At 63.1% G+C, this 18,271-nt stretch carries 17 protein-coding genes and 2 tRNA genes; 8 read left to right on the top strand and 11 right to left on the bottom strand.

The features are described from left to right. Positions 1-104 precede the first annotated feature (104 nt). The 11 genes from K254_RS0117095 to dnaA form a co-directional block, all read right to left on the bottom strand. Positions 105-180 (bottom strand) — tRNA-Ala (locus tag K254_RS0117095). 26 nt (positions 181-206) lie between these two features. Then, positions 207-326: a DLW-39 family protein gene (locus tag K254_RS26510; RefSeq protein ID WP_442853060.1), complete on the bottom strand. Its 120-nt coding sequence runs from the start codon at positions 324-326 to the stop codon at positions 207-209. A 34-nt stretch (positions 327-360) separates the two neighbouring features. Continuing rightward, positions 361-434, bottom strand: a tRNA-Ile gene (locus tag K254_RS0117090). A 110-nt stretch (positions 435-544) separates the two neighbouring features. Further along, complete coding sequence (locus tag K254_RS0117085; RefSeq protein ID WP_026556394.1) at positions 545-1,051, bottom strand: DUF3566 domain-containing protein; 507 nt, start codon at positions 1,049-1,051, stop codon at positions 545-547. After that, positions 1,048-3,654, bottom strand: coding sequence for a DNA gyrase subunit A (gene gyrA, locus K254_RS0117080; protein ID WP_026556393.1), 2,607 nt, complete (start codon positions 3,652-3,654; stop codon positions 1,048-1,050). Before gyrA ends, K254_RS0117085 begins: the two co-directional genes overlap by 4 nt. Before the next feature lie 69 nt (positions 3,655-3,723). After that, positions 3,724-5,772 carry a DNA topoisomerase (ATP-hydrolyzing) subunit B gene (gene gyrB / locus K254_RS0117075; protein WP_026556392.1) on the bottom strand — a complete coding sequence of 683 codons (2,049 nt, stop codon included), beginning with the start codon at positions 5,770-5,772 and terminating at the stop codon, positions 3,724-3,726. Positions 5,773-6,150: 378 nt separating this feature from the next. Further along, entirely contained in the window at positions 6,151-6,723 is a 573-nt protein-coding gene (locus K254_RS0117070; RefSeq protein ID WP_026556391.1) for a DUF721 domain-containing protein, read from the bottom strand. Next, on the bottom strand, positions 6,713-8,020 hold the full coding sequence (gene recF / locus K254_RS23835; protein ID WP_081710209.1) for a DNA replication/repair protein RecF: 1,308 nt from the start codon (positions 8,018-8,020) through the stop codon (positions 6,713-6,715). Before recF ends, K254_RS0117070 begins: the two co-directional genes overlap by 11 nt. 15 nt (positions 8,021-8,035) lie before the next feature. Next, a complete protein-coding gene (gnd, locus tag K254_RS0117060; protein ID WP_026556390.1) occupies positions 8,036-8,923 on the bottom strand; it encodes a phosphogluconate dehydrogenase (NAD(+)-dependent, decarboxylating) in 888 nt (295 codons plus the stop codon). Between the two features lie 75 nt (positions 8,924-8,998). After that, entirely contained in the window at positions 8,999-10,123 is a 1,125-nt protein-coding gene (gene dnaN, locus K254_RS0117055) for a DNA polymerase III subunit beta (RefSeq protein WP_026556389.1), read from the bottom strand. A gap of 472 nt (positions 10,124-10,595) precedes the next feature. Then, complete coding sequence (gene dnaA / locus K254_RS0117050) at positions 10,596-12,008, bottom strand: chromosomal replication initiator protein DnaA (protein ID WP_026556388.1); 1,413 nt, start codon at positions 12,006-12,008, stop codon at positions 10,596-10,598. 467 nt (positions 12,009-12,475) lie between these two features. Between dnaA and rpmH the strand changes: the two genes are divergently transcribed. The 8 genes from rpmH (at position 12,476) to K254_RS0117020 (ending at position 17,968) form a co-directional block, all read left to right on the top strand. After that, positions 12,476-12,613 (top strand): 50S ribosomal protein L34, encoded by a 138-nt coding sequence (gene rpmH, locus K254_RS25485; RefSeq protein WP_011776797.1) that lies wholly within the window; start codon positions 12,476-12,478, stop codon positions 12,611-12,613. A gap of 55 nt (positions 12,614-12,668) precedes the next feature. Beyond that, positions 12,669-13,049 carry a ribonuclease P protein component gene (rnpA, locus tag K254_RS25480; RefSeq protein WP_081710208.1) on the top strand — a complete coding sequence of 127 codons (381 nt, stop codon included), beginning with the start codon at positions 12,669-12,671 and terminating at the stop codon, positions 13,047-13,049. Between the two features lie 6 nt (positions 13,050-13,055). Next, positions 13,056-13,460 (top strand): membrane protein insertion efficiency factor YidD, encoded by a 405-nt coding sequence (gene yidD / locus K254_RS0117045; protein WP_026556387.1) that lies wholly within the window; start codon positions 13,056-13,058, stop codon positions 13,458-13,460. A gap of 15 nt (positions 13,461-13,475) precedes the next feature. After that, positions 13,476-14,438: a membrane protein insertase YidC gene (yidC, locus tag K254_RS0117040; RefSeq protein ID WP_026556386.1), complete on the top strand. Its 963-nt coding sequence runs from the start codon at positions 13,476-13,478 to the stop codon at positions 14,436-14,438. Then, positions 14,438-14,974 carry a Jag family protein gene (locus tag K254_RS0117035; protein WP_026556385.1) on the top strand — a complete coding sequence of 179 codons (537 nt, stop codon included), beginning with the start codon at positions 14,438-14,440 and terminating at the stop codon, positions 14,972-14,974. The genes yidC and K254_RS0117035 overlap by 1 nt, the downstream gene beginning before the upstream one ends. Before the next feature lie 71 nt (positions 14,975-15,045). Further along, positions 15,046-15,684, top strand: coding sequence for a 16S rRNA (guanine(527)-N(7))-methyltransferase RsmG (rsmG, locus tag K254_RS0117030; protein WP_026556384.1), 639 nt, complete (start codon positions 15,046-15,048; stop codon positions 15,682-15,684). Positions 15,685-15,780: 96 nt separating this feature from the next. Continuing rightward, positions 15,781-16,857 carry a ParA family protein gene (locus tag K254_RS0117025; RefSeq protein ID WP_231391892.1) on the top strand — a complete coding sequence of 359 codons (1,077 nt, stop codon included), beginning with the start codon at positions 15,781-15,783 and terminating at the stop codon, positions 16,855-16,857. 67 nt (positions 16,858-16,924) lie between these two features. Beyond that, positions 16,925-17,968, top strand: coding sequence for a ParB/RepB/Spo0J family partition protein (locus K254_RS0117020; RefSeq protein ID WP_026556382.1), 1,044 nt, complete (start codon positions 16,925-16,927; stop codon positions 17,966-17,968). The last annotated feature ends 303 nt before the right edge of the window (positions 17,969-18,271 follow it).

The following is an 18,271-nucleotide window of genomic DNA, read 5'->3' as shown; positions in this document are numbered from 1 at the left end:
CAGACGGTCGTTGTGCCCAAGGCCACAGCCCATCGGACCAGCGGCTGAGGAACGCTGTTAAACAAAGAAGCACTCCGATCTTTCGATCGAAGTGCTTCCTCCTATGGTGGAGGCACGGGGACTCGAACCCCGAACCCCCTGCTTGCAAAGCAGGTGCGCTACCAATTGCGCCATGCCCCCATGGGAGGTATCCAGTATACCCAATGTCAGTTGACTGTGTCAGTCGCCTGGCTCCAGGTTGATTTCTGGATTTTGGAATCCCGCATTTTCCTTCGGAGCACAAGGAATCCTGCAAATGCCGTTGCGATGAAAAGCAACTTCTTCACAGCACCTTCTCTCCAAAGAAACCTTTGGTTTCCGTGGGCGCACCAGGACTTGAACCTGGGACCTCTTCGTTATCAGCGAAGCGCTCTAACCGCCTGAGCTATGCGCCCTCCGGCCCTTGCCGGGCCGAGATAAAACTGTACCGTATGAAAGCCCAACTCCCAAAATCGGCGGGCCCAAGGGTCTTTTGGGCCCGCCAATTCAAGGATTTTGACTCCGGTTAGTCGTCCGTGAGGGTCACGCCGATGCCACCGACCAGCGTCGCGGAGATGTTGTAGAGCACCGCGGAGAGCATGGACAGTGCCGTCAGCAGCACCACATTGACGACGGCGATGATGGTCGCGAAGGAGGCGACCTGGCCGAGCGAGGCATACTTCTTCAAATCGAAGCCACCGCTCTCGGTGCCCTGGATGTCCGTCATCAAGCTGTTGACCTTGTCGAACAGGCCCGTCAGGTCCAGCACCGTCCAGAGCACAATGGCCGCCACGACGGTGATGATGCCCAGTGCCACGGAGAGCAGGAACGCCATCTTCAACACGGACCACGGCTCGACCTTGCTGACCAGCAGGCGGGCCCGGCGGGCCTTGGCCTTCGGGGCAGGCTTGACCAGCGCCGGGCGGGCGGCAGCGGGGCGCTGGGCGCCGGCTGCGGGCCGCTGGGGCGGGCGCGCGGGGGCACTCACCCGTGGGCCGGAAGTGGGCCTTGGGTTTGAGTTACTCGTGCTCACTCGGTACCTCCACTTGTTGCTTCATCGTTTTCCAACCGTACTTCATCACCCTGTGAGCCCTCCCCAGCGGCGGGGGCGTCGGCCGTTTCTGCCGCCTCGGCATCATCCAAACCGCGTTCGCTGTTGCGGGCAACTTCGATGATCTTGTCATTCTTGTCCGGCTTGGCGAACACCACGCCCATGGTGTCGCGGCCCTTGGCGGGCACCTCGCTGACGTTGGAGCGGACCACCTTGCCGCCACCCATGACCACCAGCACCTCGTCGTCCTCCTGGACGATCAGGGCGCCCACCAGGTCTCCGCGGTCCTCGACCAGCTTGGCCACCTTGATGCCAAGACCGCCTCGGCCCTGCAGACGGTACTCGTCGACGGCGGTGCGCTTGGCATAGCCGCCCTCGGTGACCACGAAGACGAAGGAATCCTCGCGGACCACATCCAGGGCCAGGAGCTCGTCCGTGCCGCGGAACTTCATGCCCGTCACACCCGAGGTGGCGCGGCCCATCGGGCGCAGCGCCTCGTCCGTGGCGGTGAAGCGGATGGACTGCCCCTTGCGGGAGACCAGCAGCAGATCGTCGGTTTCCGAGACCAGCTGCGCGGACACCAGCTCGTCGCCGTCGCGCAGGTTCAGGGCGATGACGCCGGCCGAACGGTTGGTGTCGTAGTCCTCCAGACGGGTTTTCTTCACCAGGCCGCTCTTGGTGGCCAGCACCAGGTACGGGGACTGCTGGTAGTCGCGCAGATCCAGCACCTGGGCGATCTTTTCATCCGGCTGGAACGCCAACAGGTTGGCTACGTGCTGGCCCTTGGCGTCGCGACCGGCTTCCACTAGCTCGTAGGCCTTGGCCCGGTACACGCGGCCCAGGTTGGTGAAGAACAGCAGCCAGTGGTGCGTGGTGGTCACGAAGAAGTGCTCCACCACGTCGTCGCCGCGCAGCTGGGCGCCCTTGATGCCCTTGCCGCCGCGGTGCTGGGAGCGGTAGTTGTCGCTGCGAGTGCGCTTGACGTATCCGCCGCGGGTAATGGTGACCACCATCTCCTCTTCGGGGATGAGGTCTTCCATGCTCATGTTGGAATCAAAGCCCATCATGATTTCCGTGCGGCGGTCATCACCGAACTTCGCGGCAATTTCGGCCAGCTCGTCGCTGACAATGCCGCGCTGCACGTCCTGGCTGCCCAGGATGCGGTTGAACTCGGTGATCATGACCTCGAGCTCGGCATTGCGGTCCTGGATCTTCTGGCGTTCCAGAGCGGCCAGGCGGCGCAGCTGCATGTCGAGGATGGCGCGGGCCTGGAGCTCGTCGATCTCCAGCAGCCGGATCAGGCCCTCGCGGGCCTCCTCGGTGGTGGAGGATGCGCGGATGAGGGCAATGACCTCGTCCAGCGCGTCCAGCGCCTTGAGCAGGCCGCGCAGGATGTGCGCCTCCTCCTCGGCCTTGCGCAGGCGGTAGCGGGTGCGGCGGGAGATGACGTCCAGCTGGTGGGTGACCCAGTGCCGGATGAAGGCATCCAGGCTCAGCGTGCGGGGCACGCCGTCCACGATGGCCAGCATGTTGGCGCTGAAGTTGTCCTGCAGCTGCGTGTGCTTGTAGAGGTTGTTCAGCACCACCTTGGCCACGGCGTCGCGCTTGAGCACGACGACGAGGCGCTGGCCGGTGCGGCCGGAGGTCTCATCGCGCAGATCGGCGATGCCGGCAATCTTGCCGTCCTTGACCAGCTCGGCAATCTTGATGGCCAGGTTGTCCGGGTTTGCCTGGTAGGGCAGCTCCGTGACCACCAGGCAGGTGCGTCCCTGGATCTCCTCCACGGCCACCACGGCGCGCATGGTGATGGAGCCGCGGCCGGTGCGGTAGGCATCCTCGATGCCGTTGTGGCCGAGGATCTGTGCACCGGTGGGGAAGTCCGGGCCCTTGATCCGCTGGATCAGGGCCTCGAGCAGCTCCTCACGGGTGGCGGTCGGGTTCTGCAGGTACCACTGCACACCCTCGGCCACTTCGCGCAGGTTGTGCGGCGGGATGTTGGTGGCCATGCCGACGGCGATGCCGGAGGAGCCGTTGACCAGCAGGTTCGGGAAACGCGCCGGCAGGATGGTCGGTTCCTGGTTCTTGCCGTCATAGTTGTCCTGGAAGTCGACGGTTTCCTCGTCGATGTCGCGGACCATCTCCATGGCCAGCGGGGCCATCTTGGTTTCCGTGTAACGCGGGGCAGCGGCGCCGTCGTTGCCGGGGGAGCCGAAGTTTCCCTGGCCCAGGGCCAGCGGGTAGCGCATGGTCCAGTCCTGGATCAGGCGCACCAGGGCATCGTAGATCGCCGTGTCACCGTGCGGGTGGTACTGGCCCATGACCTCGCCCACCACACGGGCGCACTTGTTGAAGGAACGCTCCGGGCGGTAGCCGCCGTCGAACATCGCGTACAGCACGCGGCGGTGCACGGGCTTCAAACCATCGCGCACATCCGGCAGGGCACGGCCCACAATGACGGCCATGGCGTAGTCGAGGTAGGAGCGCTGCATTTCCGTCTGCAGGTCCACCTGCTCCACGCGATCCGTGGTGATGGTCCCTTCGATGGCCTCGTCGTCGCCGGGAGTACCTGGAGTTTCGTCACTCATTAATTTCTATTCCGTTCCCAATATATGTCGATTCATTCATATCACTGCGCTTGCGCGGGGCGGGTGGCCCTAGATATCAAGGAATCGGACGTCCTTGGCGTTCTGCTGGATGAAGTTTCTGCGGGATTCGACGTCCTCGCCCATCAAGACGGAGAAGATCTGGTCCGCGGCGGCGGCATCATCCATGGTGACCTGGAGCAGCGTGCGGTGGTCCGGGTCCATGGTGGTGTCCCACAGCTCCGTGTAGTCCATCTCGCCCAGACCCTTGTAGCGCTGGATGCCGTTGTCCTTGGGGATGCGGCGCCCTGCGGCCTGCCCGGCGGCCAGCACGGCGTCGCGCTCCCGGTCCGAGTAGACGTAGTCGTGGGCCGCGTTGGACCACTTGATGCGGTACAGCGGCGGCTGCGCCAGGTACACGTAGCCGTTTTCAATAAGCGGGCGCATGTAGCGGAACAGCAGCGTCAGCAGCAGCGTGGTGATGTGCTGGCCGTCCACATCGGCATCGGCCATCAGCACGATCTTGTGGTAGCGGGCCTTGGTGACGTCGAAGTCCTCGCCAATGCCGGCGCCGAAGGCCGTGATCATGGCCTGGACCTCGGCATTGCCCAGGGCGCGGTCCAGACGGGCACGCTCCACGTTCAGGATCTTGCCGCGCAGCGGAAGGATTGCCTGGGTGGTTGGGTTGCGGCCGCGCACGGCCGAACCGCCTGCGGAGTCACCCTCCACGATGTAGATCTCGGAGATCGAGGGGTCCTTGGACTGGCAGTCCTTCAGCTTGCCCGGCATGCCGCCGGATTCCAGCAGGCCCTTGCGGCGGGTGCTTTCGCGCGCCTTGCGGGCCGCCAGGCGGGCCTGGGAGGCCTGGATGGACTTGCGGATCACATCGCGGGCGGGGCCGGGGTTGCGCTCCAGCCAGTCGCCGAGTCCGTCGGTGACCACACGCTGGACAAAGCCCTTGACCTCGGAGTTGCCCAGCTTCGTCTTCGTCTGGCCCTCGAACTGCGGCTCGGACAGCTTCACGGAGATGACGGCGGTCAGACCCTCGCGGATGTCGTCGCCGGTGAGGTTGTCATCCTTTTCCTTGATGATGTTCTTCTCGCGCGCATAGCGGTTGATCAGCGAGGTCATGGCCGCACGGAAGCCCTCCTCGTGCGTGCCACCCTCGTGGGTGTTGATCGTGTTGGCGTAGGTGTGAACGCTTTCGGAGTACGCGGTGGTCCACTGCAGGGCCATTTCCACAGCCATGCTGCGCCCGGCATCCTCGGTTTCAAAGGCGATGACATCCTCGTGGATGACGTCAACCTTCTTGGAGGAATTCAGGTACTTTACGTAGTCCAGCAGGCCGTCGTTGTATTGGTATACCACTTCGCGGTGGCCGGCCGCGTCGGCCTCCTCCGGGATGGAATCCAGGTCCAGATCGGCGTCGGGATCCACGACGACGGCGCTGCGCTCGTCCGTCAGGGTGATCTTCAGGCCCTTGTTCAGGAACGCCATCTGCTGGAAGCGGGCCCGCAGGGTCTCGAAATCGAACTCGGTCGTTTCAAATATGCTCGGATCGGCATAGAACGTCTGGGTGGTTCCGGTCTCTTCGGTGGCCTCGCCCTGGACCAGGCCGCCCTGGGGCTTGCCGCCGTCGGCGAAGCTCATGCGCCAGGCGTGCCCCTGCCGGCGCACCACCGTGTCCACTCGGGCAGACAGTGCGTTCACCACGGAGATGCCCACACCGTGCAGACCGCCGGAGACGGCGTAGCCGCCGCCGCCGAACTTTCCACCGGCGTGCAGGATGGTCATGACAACCTCAACCGTGGGCTTGCCCTCGGTGGGGTGGATGTCCACGGGGATGCCGCGGCCGTTGTCCACAACCTTGACGCCACCGTCGGCCTGGAGCGTGACCTCGATGTGGTCGCAGAAGCCGGCCAGGGCCTCATCCACAGAGTTGTCCACAACTTCGTAGACCAGGTGGTGCAGACCGCGGGGGCCGGTGGATCCGATGTACATGCCCGGGCGCTTGCGCACGGCTTCGAGTCCCTCAAGAACGGTGATGTCGCTGGCGCCGTATTCACGGACGTCGTGCGCGGCCGAAGGACCAACAGCGGTTTCTGCCGCAGCCGGCTGCACCGCGGGCGCGTCCTCGCTCTGCTGGTCCGGATTCGTCGCGTTCTCAGGATTCTGAGGATTGCTGGTAGTCACAGGCGCGTTCGACCCCTCTATTCTTCGGTGGTTGCCCGCCCAGAACGGCCCACGCCCGAGGGCAGCGGGCCGGCAGTGGTGCAGGCACGTAACTAAAGCCGCCGTGTGCATGCTCCGCAAGGTGCAGCGCTCCGGCGTCCAGTATTCACGCCCATTCTACCTTGCGGGCCCTCGAAAACACGCGCAATATGGCCCTGGATGGCCAAATATGCACTGTAGAACCGCGCCAACCGCCCTCTAATAGGGGGCATTGTGGCCCAGCCCCTTTTAGGCGGCCAGCAGTGCCTTCCCGCGGCGCGGGCCCATCTACCCGTAGGTGTCCCGGGGGCCCCTGCCCTTGACGGTCCGGAATCCCTTCTTCCAACTTGGCGCCGCCGGGCCGAGGACCTGGATTCTGGTGACGACGCCGGCGCCAAGTTCGGCATCAAAGCGCGCCAGCAGCGAGGAGCTGAGCAGCCGCAGCTGGGTGGCCCAGCTGGTGGAATCACAGCGCACGTGCAGCGTGGTTTCCTCAAAACTCTCGGGCTGGCAATGCGCAGCAATGTCTTCGCCCACCAGGGTTTTCCACTGCGCCATGACGGATCCGATGGCAACGGGCGAGCTCCAGCCGCGTTCGCTCACCAGCCGGCTGACCACCTTTCCCAGACCCAGCGGATCCCGTCCGGCATCCTTGCTGTCCAAAAACGGCCGGTCGCGCACCTTCTTGGGCTTGGCGTCCATGCCCAGTCTGCTGCGCGGAATCCGCAGTTCACCGCGGTTCTTGGCGATCTCGCGCATCCGGTTCAGGGCAGCCTGCGCCGCATCCACCTCGGTGGTGTGCTCGCCGGGATTGTCATCGCCCCGGCCGCCGGCCTTGCCCGACGGTGTGTCAGTGGCCATGGCCTGGTTCGTCCAATGGTTCCTCTACGACGGCGCCAGCCGGCATCCCATCCACCGGCGTCGAATCACCCGCCACCACTGTGCCCGGCTCCGCTACGGGAACCACTCCGCCCGGAATCACGCGGATCTGGGCGCCGCGGAGCTCGGCGGGAATGTCCGCCTCCACGGCTGCGGTGACCAGCACCTGCTCTGCACTGGAGACAATGGCGGCCAATTTGCTCCGACGCTGGACATCCAGCTCGGCAAAAACGTCGTCGAGGATCAGGATGGGGGCGTTGCCCTCGATGGCCGCATCCTCAAGAAGCACATAGTAGGAGGCCAGCCGCAGGGACAGCGCCACAGACCAGGTCTCGCCGTGGGAGGCGTAGCCGCGCGCGGGGGCCTGGCCCAAAATGAGTTCAAGCTCGTCCCGGTGTGGTCCCACCAGGGACAATCCCCGTTCCACCTCGCGTCGGCGGGAGGCGGCAAACGCCTCGATATAGCGTTCCGTCAGCTCGGGAATGCCCAGTCCGTACAGCGCGCCCAACCCGGCGGCCGGGCCGCCCGCGTGCGGTGCCGACTCGTCGTCGTCGGGCAGCGGTTCCTCAAGTGTCGAGCGGTAGATGGCCTGCAATTCCTTGGATCCATCGGTGAGTTGGCCATAGGCGGTGGCCAGCTTCGGCATCAGCTTTTCCAACAGTTCAAGACGGGCCGCCAACAACTGCGCACCGGCGGCCGCCATGTGGGCGTCCCACACATCCAGCGTGGCAAGGTGCCCCTCATTGACGCCCGAGCGCGAATAATGCTGCGACTTCGCACTCTTGAGCAGGGCATTGCGCTGTTTGAGGACGCGTTCATAGTCGCTGCGGGTGGCGGCATGCCGCGGCATCAGCGTGACCAGAAGCTCATCGAGAAAACGACGCCGATTGCTCGGATCACCCTTCACCAGGGCCAAGTCCTCCGGTGCGAAGAGCACCGTGCGGCAGATGCCCAGGATGTCGCGGGAGCGCACCGGATTGGCGCGGTTGATCCGCGCCCGGTTGGCCCGCCCTGCGTTGAGCTCCACTTCCAGCATCACCGACTGCTCACCACGGACCAGTTTCGCCCGGATCATGGCCCGCTCGGTGCCAAAGCGCAGCAGCGGCGCATCCGAACTGACCCTGTGCGAACTCAGCGTGGACAGGTAGCCGACGGCTTCCACCAGGTTGGTTTTCCCGAGTCCATTGGAGCCCACCAGGACAGTGGTGCCCGGCCCCAAGGCCAGATCAACCTGGGCGTAGCTGCGGAAATCGGTGAGGGAAAGGTGCTCCAGATACACGAAAACCTTTTGCGGTCAGGACCCGGAGGGCTTGGTGGCGTGCCCACCGAACTGGTGGCGCAGGGCAGAGACCATCTTCATGGCAGGGGAGTTGTCCTCACGGGAGGAGAACCTGGCAAAGAGGGCGGCAGTGATCGCGGGTGCGGGCACCGCATTGGCGATGGCTTCCTCGACGGTCCAGCGGCCCTCGCCGGAATCTTCAACATAATCGTCGATCGACTCCAGTCCCGGATCCTCGTCCAGGGCCTTGACCATCAGGTCCAGCAGCCAGGACCGGACAACGGTTCCCTTCTGCCACGCACGGAACGTGCCGGGCAGATCTTTGATGATGTCCTTGGCGGCGAGCAGCTCGTAGCCCTCGGCATAGGACTGCATCAGGCCGTATTCGATGCCATTGTGCACCATTTTGGCGTAGTGGCCGGCGCCGATTCCGCCGACGTGGACGAAGCTGTCGGCGCGCTCACCCTCAGGGCGGAGGGCGTCAATCAACGGCAGGGCGCGGGCAACATCCTCATCGGAGCCGCCGGCCATCAGTCCGTAGCCGTTTTCCAGGCCCCAGACGCCGCCGGACACGCCAATGTCCATGAAACCGATCTGCTTTTCGGCCAGCATGGCGCCGTGCTTTTGGTCTTCGGTGAAGCGGGAATTGCCGCCGTCAATGAGCAGATCGCCCGGTTCCAGCAGACCGGCAAGCTCGTTGACAACGGAATCGGTGATGTCACCTGAGGGGACCATCACCCAAATGAGCCGGGGGGCCGGAACAGCAGCGACCAGCTCCGCCAGGCTTGCCACGTCAGAGACCTCGGGGTTCCTGTCGAAACCCGAAACCTCGATGGAGGCATTGCGCAGGCGGGCGCGCATGTTGAAACCCATTTTTCCGAGACCGACGAGACCAATGTGCACGGCATTTTCCTTTACTGAAAGGGTTTTACATGGCGGATTGTCCCCGGGCCTTGGCGGCCGGGGCCTGCTGGTGGGCTACTGGTTTGGCAGACGCACCGGCATCACGAGGTAGCGGTAGTCGTCCTGGTCTTCGCCATCGAGCTCGGCCTGGGCCGTGATCATCGCCGGCTTCGGCGCGCTGGTGAAGGAGAATCGGACGTACTTGCTGTCGAACGCGCTCAAACCTTCGCTCAGGTAGTGCGGGTTGAAGGCAACGGTGATTTCATCGCCCACCAATGCCGCTTCGAGCACCTCGGACGCCTGGGCATCTTCGCCGGTGCCGGCGTCGAGGGTGAGCTGGCCGTCGGTGAAAGCCATGCGGACAGGAGTGTTGCGTTCTGCCACCAGGGAGACACGGCGCACCGCTTCAGCCAGTGCTGACGTTTCCACAGTGGCATGGATCGGCGTGTTTTCGGGGAAAAGCGAGCGGATCTTGGGGTAGTCGCCGTCGACCAGCAGCGAGGTGGTGCGGCGTCCCCCGCTTTCGAAGCCAATGAGTTCGCTATTGTCCGAGAGCGCGATGTTCAGCTCTCCGGAACCACCAAGGGTCTTGGCCACCTCGTTGAGGGTCTTGGCCTTGACCAGCGCGGACGTGGAAATGCCCGGTGTGGAGGGCTTCCAGTGGACCTCGCGGAGGGCCAGACGGTAGCGGTCGGTGGCCAAAAGGGTGATCAGATCATCCTCAATCTCCATCTTGACGCCGGTCAGGATGGGGAGGGTGTCGTCCTTGCTTGAGGCAATGATCACCTGGGAAATGGCCTGCGCGAAGGCCTCGCCGTTGACTGTTCCGCTCAGTTCCGGCAGTGCCGGGAGTTCGGGGTAGTCGTTGACGGGCATGGTGGCCAGGTTGAACCGGCTGCTGCGGCAGGTCAGCGTGACCTTGGAACCGTCGGTTTCAACGTCGACCGGAGCCGAAGGCAGGCTGCGGCAGATGTCTGCAAGCAAGCGGCCGGAAACCAGGATGGTTCCCTCGGTGGTGATGTCGGCGGGAATCTGCAGCCTGGCGGAGATTTCGTAGTCAAAACTGGCCAGCGACACAGTGCCGGCCTCTGCCTTGAGCAGCAGACCGGACAACACGGGAACCGGGGGCCGCGGAGACAAGGACCGGGCTGTCCAACTGACGGCCTCGGCCAGGACATCCCGTTCGACTCGGAACTTCACGGAATGGTTCCGCCTTTCATCCTCAAAAAAATCGTGGGCACGCCGGTGCCATGACGAACCGGGTCCAGGGGACCGGAGGTAATCACAAAAACCTTGACGTGGAACTACATGCTTGCAGACAGCTTAGCCCTTTGACCAGCTGGGCTGGTCATTGTGGTTTGGCTGGCAAGGTGGGCGAGTCGGCAACATGAAAATGTTGTTTGAAAACCAAATCTTTTGGGATTCGTAGTGTTAATAACTCCTGTGGATACTGTGGATAACTCGCCTGGTCCGCGTCCTCGCGGCGATCTGGGGTGTGCACAAACTGTGGGGCCACTACGGCCTTGTCGGTGGATGGCGGTGGACAACTTTCCGCGCCATTTCAGGGATCCACAGGCAGGGGGTGAGTTATGCCCCCTTAAACCGGGGTTGTGCACTTAACAATCCACAGGTCTATCCACAGGTGTTAATTACTGCCGTTGTGGCGGAGGACTCAGCCTTCGCGCTGCTGCTGCTTGATGCGGTTGGTCAGCTCGGTCACCTGGTTGTAGATGGCGCGGCGCTCGGCCATGAGCTCGCGGATCTTGCGGTCGGCATGGATCACGGTGGTGTGGTCGCGGCCGCCGAGCTCCTGGCCGATCTTCGGCAGGGACATGTCCGTCAGCTCGCGGCAGAGGTACATGGCGATCTGGCGGGCCGTCACCAAAGTGCGGGTGCGGGACTTGCTGCACAGTTCCTCAAGGGAGATGTTGAAGTAGGCGGCGGTCTGCCCAATGATGGCCGCGGCCGTGATCTCCTGGGCGCCGTCGTCGGTGATCAGGTCCTTGAGGACGATCTCCGCCAGAGCCACATCCACCGGCTGCCGGTTCAGGCTGGCAAAGGCGGTGACGCGGATCAGCGCACCCTCGAGCTCGCGGATGTTGGTCGAGATCTTCGATGCGATGTACTCGAGGGCATCGTCCGGGGCTGACAGACCCTCGCCGATGGCCTTCTTGCGCAGAATGGCGATGCGGGTTTCCAGCTCCGGCGGCTGGACATCGGTCAGCAGGCCCCACTCAAAACGTGAACGCATGCGTTCCTCGAAGCCCTGCAGACGCTTGGGCGGGAGGTCGGAGGTGATGACCACCTGCTTGTTGTGGTTGTGCAGAGCGTTGAAGGTGTGGAAGAACTCCTCCTGAGTCGCGTCCTTGTTCGCCAGGAACTGGATGTCGTCGATCAGCAGAATGTCCACGTTCCGGTAGAGCTGCTTGAAGCTGGCGCCCTCGTCGTCGCGGATGGAGTTGATGAAGTCGTTGGTGAACTCCTCGGAATTCACATAGCGGACCCGGATGCCGTTGTAGAGGCGGCGCGCATAGTGGCCGATGGCGTGGAGCAGGTGCGTCTTGCCGAGTCCGGAATCACCGTAGATGAACAGCGGGTTGTAGGCCTTGGCCGGTGCTTCGGCGACGGCGACGGCGGCCGCGTGGGCGAAGCGGTTGGAGGAACCGATGACAAAGGAGTCGAAAACGTACTTCGGATTGAGCCGGCCAAATTCCTGGGAGGTGCTGGGCAGCGTCGGGGACGGCTTGGCCTCCGGCTCGGGGCGCGGCTTCACCGGAACCGGCTCGGGTGCCTGCTCCTCTTCCTGGGCGGGCACCAGATCCGAGTTCACGCTGAATGCGCAGTGGATGTCTTCGGAAAAGACCTGGCGGAGCGCGTCGTCGAGGGCACCCTTGAGCTGCGTCTGCAGCACTTCGCGCGTGAGGTCATTGGGAACGGCCACCAGAAGGGTGCTGCCAATGAGCCCCTGGGGCTGGGTCAGGACAACGAATCCGCGTTGGCGGGGGGTGACGCTGTCATCTTGTTCAAGGATGCGCACCACTCTGCGCCAAGAGCTGCCGACATCGTTGATCTCGTCAGTGCTCATTCGTACCCCTTGCTCGGTTTGTTCAGTCGGCCCCCTGTGGCCAGCCATGGATTTGGCATCCACGGAATCGGTCGTCCACAGAGTTATTCACAGGCAGTGGATAACTAGCCACTGGCCTAGCCTAGAGGATGGTTTGCCCAGAAGATAGCAGGGATTCCCCTTGTGGATAAATGTCACAGGCCGTGGTGGAAAACGGGCCCGGATGGCCCTCTGGGAGCCTCTTTGGGCACCCTCGACCCCCTGTCCACAGCCCCTCTGGTCCACACGCTTAAGGGGAGGCCTCCGGGCGCCGGTTTGACTGTGGGCCGGGCCATGACCTAACGTTGTGTAGTCCTTAGTGTCTACTTTCTGCCTCTGTGCGTTCGCTCCAAAATGGTCGCGATCTAGTAGACATCCCCATATTCAGCGTCGTCCTGCACTTCCCCTGTAGTTCTGGGCAAGGCGCATCTAGTCTTGGAGTAACTACCGTGAGCAAGCGGACTTTTCAGCCGAATAATCGCCGTCGTGCCAAGAAGCACGGCTTCCGCCTTCGCATGCGCACCCGCGCCGGCCGTGCCATTCTGGCAGCCCGTCGTGGCAAGGGCCGCGTAGAGCTGTCGGCGTAACCACCCACCGCTTGACTATTTTGTCGAGCCTTAAGAAGTTGGCGTTGAGCGCAGGGTGCTAGCCACCAGAAACCGAATGCGTTTTTCGGCCGATTTCTCACATACTGTACGTTCCGGCGTCCGAAATGGGCGCCGGAACTTAGTGTTATATGTGGCCCCTGCTGTTCCCGGCGAGCCAACGCGGATCGGGTTCATTGTTGCGAAAACTGTTGGGAACGCTGTTGCCCGGAACCTCGTTAAGAGGAGACTGAGAGAAGCAGCGCTCACAACGCTTCACGAACACCCCAATGGGCTGACCATCGTGGTGCGGGCCCTGCCCGCTGCTGCCGGTGCAACCTGGCAGGAGCTCGTGAAGGATTTCAACGGCGCAAGTGACAAGGCTTTGAGCCGGCTTGCGGCCGCGGATGCTGCTGCGACGGAAAAGGAAAGGGACTAGGACACCATGGCAACTACTGCTGCGGTCTTCCCACACTCCCTTCCTTTTCCAACGCGTGCCCTGGTCTCCGCCGGGCGGTTTCTGTGGAACCTTCCGCGCAATATCTTGATTGTTGCGCTGAAGCTGTACCGCCGCCTCATTTCACCTCTCTACGGGCCGGTGTGCCGATTCTTTCCCACCTGCTCGGCCTATGCCCTCGAAGCTGTCACCGTCTACGGTGCCGTCAAGGGCAGCTGGCTCGCCGCGCGCCGGTTGATCCGCTGCCACCCCTGGAACTCCGGCGGGATCGATCCCGTCCCGGCTCATGACCACGGGGATGACCCTGCGTTGGTCCCTTTCATTGTTCAGCTGAACCATCCGGATCGGTATCTGGCAGTTCAATCGGATGCAGAAGGCCGCACGGCGGCTTGAGGAGAATAGTAAAGAATGTTTGATTTCTTCGGGACGATCCTGTTTCCCTTCAAATGGCTGGTGTCGTGGATCATGGTGCTCTTCCATGACTTCTTCACCTTCCTCGGGTTGGATCCCGCCTCCGGCGTGGCCTGGACTCTGTCCATCATCGGCCTGGTGCTGGTGATCCGTGCCGCCCTGATCCCTGTCTTCGTGAAGCAGATCAAGGCCCAGCGCGGCATGCAGGCACTGCAGCCGGATATGAAGAAGCTGCAGACCAAGTACAAGGGCAAGACGGACCAGCTCTCCCGCCAGGCCATGGCCCAGGAGCAGATGGCGCTGTACAAGGAGCACGGCACCAACCCGTTCTCCGCCTGCCTGCCCATGTTGATCCAGATGCCGTTCTTCTTCTCGCTGTTCCAGGTGCTCTCGGGTGTGGCGAAGGCCAACAGTGACAACATCGGCATCGGGGCCATGAGCCACGAGCAGGTGCAGCAGTTCGACCAGGCCGAGATCTTCGGCGCCCCGCTGTCGGCAGCCTTCCTGCCGCAGCTGCAGGGTGGCAACCTGAACGCCGCCGTCGTCGTGCTTTCACTGATCATGATCGTGGCCATGACGGCCTCGCAGTTCATCACGCAGAAGCAGATCATGAGCAAGAACATGAGCGATGACGCCATGGCCAGCCCGTTCATGAAGCAGCAGAAGATGATGCTGTACGTACTGCCGCTGGTCTTCGGTGTGGGTGGCATCAACTTCCCCATCGGTGTTCTGATCTACTGGACCACCACCAACCTCTGGACCATGGGGCAGCAGTTCTTCGTGATCCGCCGCATGCCCACCCCCGGTTCGCCCGCCTACCGCGAGTACCAGCAGCGCCGCGCGGCCAAGGGCCTGCCCCTGCTGAGTGCATCGAAGAAGACCGAAGCGGTTGTTGAAGAAATTGAAGAGATCAAGGGCCAGCGCGTCCAGCCGCAGCGCAAGAACAGGAAGAAGAAGTAATGACTGCTGAAAGCCACGTAGAGCTTGCCGACGACGACGCGACTGCCGTTGAGGAGGCTTCCACCGGTGCGAGCCGCCTCGAGGAAGAGGGCGACGTAGCGGCGGATTACCTTGAAGAACTGCTGGACATTGCCGACATCGATGGCGACATCGACATTGAGGTGCGCAATGGCCGGACCTACATTTCCGTGGTTTCCGAAGAGGAGACCGCCGGTCTGAAGAACCTGGTGGGCCACGACGGCGAAGTCCTCGAGGCCCTGCAGGAACTGACGCGCCTGTCCGTACTGTCGGCCACCGGCAACCGCTCACGCCTGGTGCTGGACATCACCGGCTACCGCGACGAGCGCAACGGTGAACTGGCCAAGATCGCCCAGGACGCAGTGGACCGCGTCAAGGCCGACGGCGGTTCCGTTGCCCTGGCCCCGATGGGTGCCTACGAGCGCAAGATTGTCCATGACGCCATCGCAGATCTGGGGTTCGTCAGCGAATCCGAGGGCGAAGGCACCGACCGCCACATCGTGGTCACCGCGCAGTAATGATGCCATGAGCCATGCGCCGGCCACCCATCAGGGTGGCCGGCGCATGCCCGTGCTGAGGAGATTTTTTTGTGGTTGAGCTGACCGAAGTTGAAGCGGCCGCGGCCGAGCGTATTTTTGGCGACCGTCTGGACCTGGCCAAGCGCTATGTCGAGCACCTGGCAACGTCCGGCATCGAGCGTGGCCTGATTGGCCCGCGCGAGGTTCCGCGCCTGTGGAGCCGGCATGTCCTCAACTGTGCTGTGGTGGCTGAGCTGATCGCCCCCAACGCCCGCGTGGCCGACGTCGGCAGCGGGGCCGGTCTGCCGGGTCTGTGCCTGGCCATCGCCCGGCCGGATCTGGAACTGACCCTGATCGAGCCGTTGGAACGGCGCGTTGTGTGGCTCGAGGAAGTGGTCATGGACCTCGGTCTGGCCAATGTCGAGATCATCCGCGCCCGGGCCGAAGCCGCCCTGGGCAAGGTCGAGTGCTCCGTGGTGACGGCCCGTGCCGTATCCGCGTTGAACACCCTGGCACCGTTGACCATCCCGCTGCTCGGCGGACAGGGTGAACTCCTGGCGATCAAGGGCCGCAGTGCAGCGGAGGAAATCGAGAAGGCCGCCAAGATCATCCGCAAGCTCGGCGGTGTGGCCACCGAGGTGCTCACCGCCGGCGCGGACATCCTTGACGAACCCACTACTGTGGTGCGGGTCAAGGTGGCCCGCCGCTGAGCGGTGGCCTCCGTTCCATGAAGTCCCCAGCTCCCCAGCCGCAACCGATAGGCTAGAGAGCGGCAAGCAAAGCCCTAAGAAAGTGAGCGTGGCACAGTGACCAGCACTGACGGATCTATGCAACGGATCCCGCCCTTCATGTCGCTGGGTTCTGCGCGTTCCGGCTCCCAGGCTGTGACCATGCAGGCCAAGGCGGCCAGTTCCATCCTTAATCAACCGAATTCGGTTGATAGCCAGCGCCGCGTCAATGTTTCACGTGAAACACGACCCGCTACTGCCCAGAGGAGCTTCATGGACGACCTGGATGACAGCCCCATTGCCCGACAGCTGATCAGCGAGAACAAGCGCCGTGAACGACTGCTCGGACGCAAGCTTCCCCGCCCGTCAAGGACCCGCATCCTGACAGTCGCAAACCAGAAGGGTGGCGTCGGTAAGACGACCACCACTGTGAACATCGCGGCAGCCCTGGCATCCGCGGGCCTTAATGTCATGGTGGTTGACATCGACCCGCAGGGCAACGCGTCCACCGCCCTCGGCGTCGAGCACCACGCAGATGTGGACAGCATCTACGACGTCCTGATCAACGATTTTGCCCTGGCCGACGTCGTTGCCCCCTGCCCGGACATTGACAACCTCATCGTTGCGCCGGCGACCATCCACTTGGCCGGAGCGGAGATTGAACTGGTTTCGCTTGTTGCCCGCGAACAGCGGCTGCGGCGGGCGCTGGACACCTATGCTGCGGAACGTGAAAAGACGGGGCAGCCCCGCCTGGACTACGTGTTCATTGACTGCCCGCCCAGCCTCGGCCTGCTGACGGTCAATGCCTTTGTGGCAGCCAACGAGGTCATGATCCCGATCCAGTGCGAGTACTACGCACTGGAAGGTCTGAGTCAGCTGCTCAAGAACATTGAGATGATCCAGAAGCACCTGAACTCGGATCTGGTGGTCTCCACGATTTTGCTGACGATGTACGATGGACGCACCAATCTGGCCGCCCAGGTGGCCGCGGATGTGCGCGAGCACTTCCCGAACCAGGTGCTTGGGGCAGTGGTTCCCCGCAATGTGCGCATCTCGGAAGCACCCAGCTACCAGCAGACCGTCATGACGTACGATCCGTCATCGACCGGCGCGCTGTCGTACCTGGAAGCCGCCGCAGAACTCGCCGAACGCTAGACTTTCATCTACACCGCTACGTCTTCACCCAATAATCGTTGGGATCTTCCACTGGAGGGAATTGTCCATGACTGAAAAGCGCAGGGGCCTGGGCCGCGGCTTGGGTGCTCTAATTCCAAACGCAGCCGGCGAAGAAGCCGAAGGTGGCACCACCACGGCCACTGCTGCACGCCCTGTGGATCTGTTCTTCCCGGAACCGAAGGACCGCAAGACAGCCGTGGCTCCAGTTATTTCACGTGAAACAACGCCGCGGACGCCCCGAAGGAAGGCAGATCCCATGCTGCCTCTGCTTGAGGTCCCGGGCGCGCGCTTCATGGAGCTCCCGGTGGGGGACATCCACCCCAACCGGAAGCAGCCCCGAACCGTCTTTGATGAAGACGACATGGCTGAACTGGTGCACTCCGTACGCGAAATCGGCGTCCTCCAGCCGATCGTAGTCCGTAAATCAGCTGAAAACGGTGCTGAGCCCTACGAACTGGTCATGGGTGAGCGCCGTTGGCGTGCGACCCAGGCTGCCGGCCTGACGACGATTCCCGTCATCGTCCGCGAAACGAACGACGACAACCTCCTCCGTGATGCACTGCTGGAGAACCTGCACCGCAGCCAGCTGAATCCCCTGGAAGAAGCGGCTGCCTACCAGCAGCTGCTGGAGGACTTCGGCACAACCCACGAGCAGCTGGCGGACCGCATTGGCCGCTCGCGCCCGCAGGTCTCCAACACGCTTCGTTTGCTGAAGCTGCCTGCAGCCGTCCAGCGCCGCGTCGCGGCCGGCGTGCTGTCCGCAGGACACGCCCGTGCGCTGCTGGCTCTTCCGGACGACGCCGCCATTGAGCGGCTTGCCCAGCGGATCGTCGCCGAGGGCATGTCCGTGCGCGGAACGGAAGAGGCTGTCACCCTTTACCAGGCACCGGATGACACCGCCCGCGTGCCTGCAGCAAAGCCCAGCCCGCGCCATGAGCGCCTCGATTTCCTTGCGACGTCGCTGGCCGACCGCCTCGACACGAATGTGAAGATTTCGCTTGGTGCCCGCAAGGGCAAGGTCAGCATCGAGTTTGCGTCCGTTGAGGACCTGAACCGCATCATGGATGTTCTGGCCCCCGGTTCGGACTAGTCCCATTCCTCAGGGGAGGGGTTGATGGTTTCACGTGGAACCATCAACCCCCTCTTTTTTGTTGTGCTTTCAACAATTTCCAGTTCACCAGGATTGATCCTAAGAACAGAAAGTATTCACGAGATCCGCTGCGAAATGGGCAATCCGGGGCCGCGTGGTGCTGCATCGGGCACCATGGGGCTATTCCGGTGATTGCCCGAAGTGCCGTCGCGTGAATAGAGTGCGCAACGGATTGGGTGCCGCGGATTGTCCTTCCGCGGCCGACGGGCCCGTTCTGGTTCTTGAGTGGTGGCAGTGCGGGCC

It is taken from the genome of Arthrobacter sp. 35W (assembly GCF_000482545.1).
In the GTDB taxonomy this organism is placed as follows: domain Bacteria; phylum Actinomycetota; class Actinomycetes; order Actinomycetales; family Micrococcaceae; genus Specibacter.
Note: the sequence above shows the minus strand (reverse complement) of the source record. Positions and strands in the feature narration are given on the sequence as shown.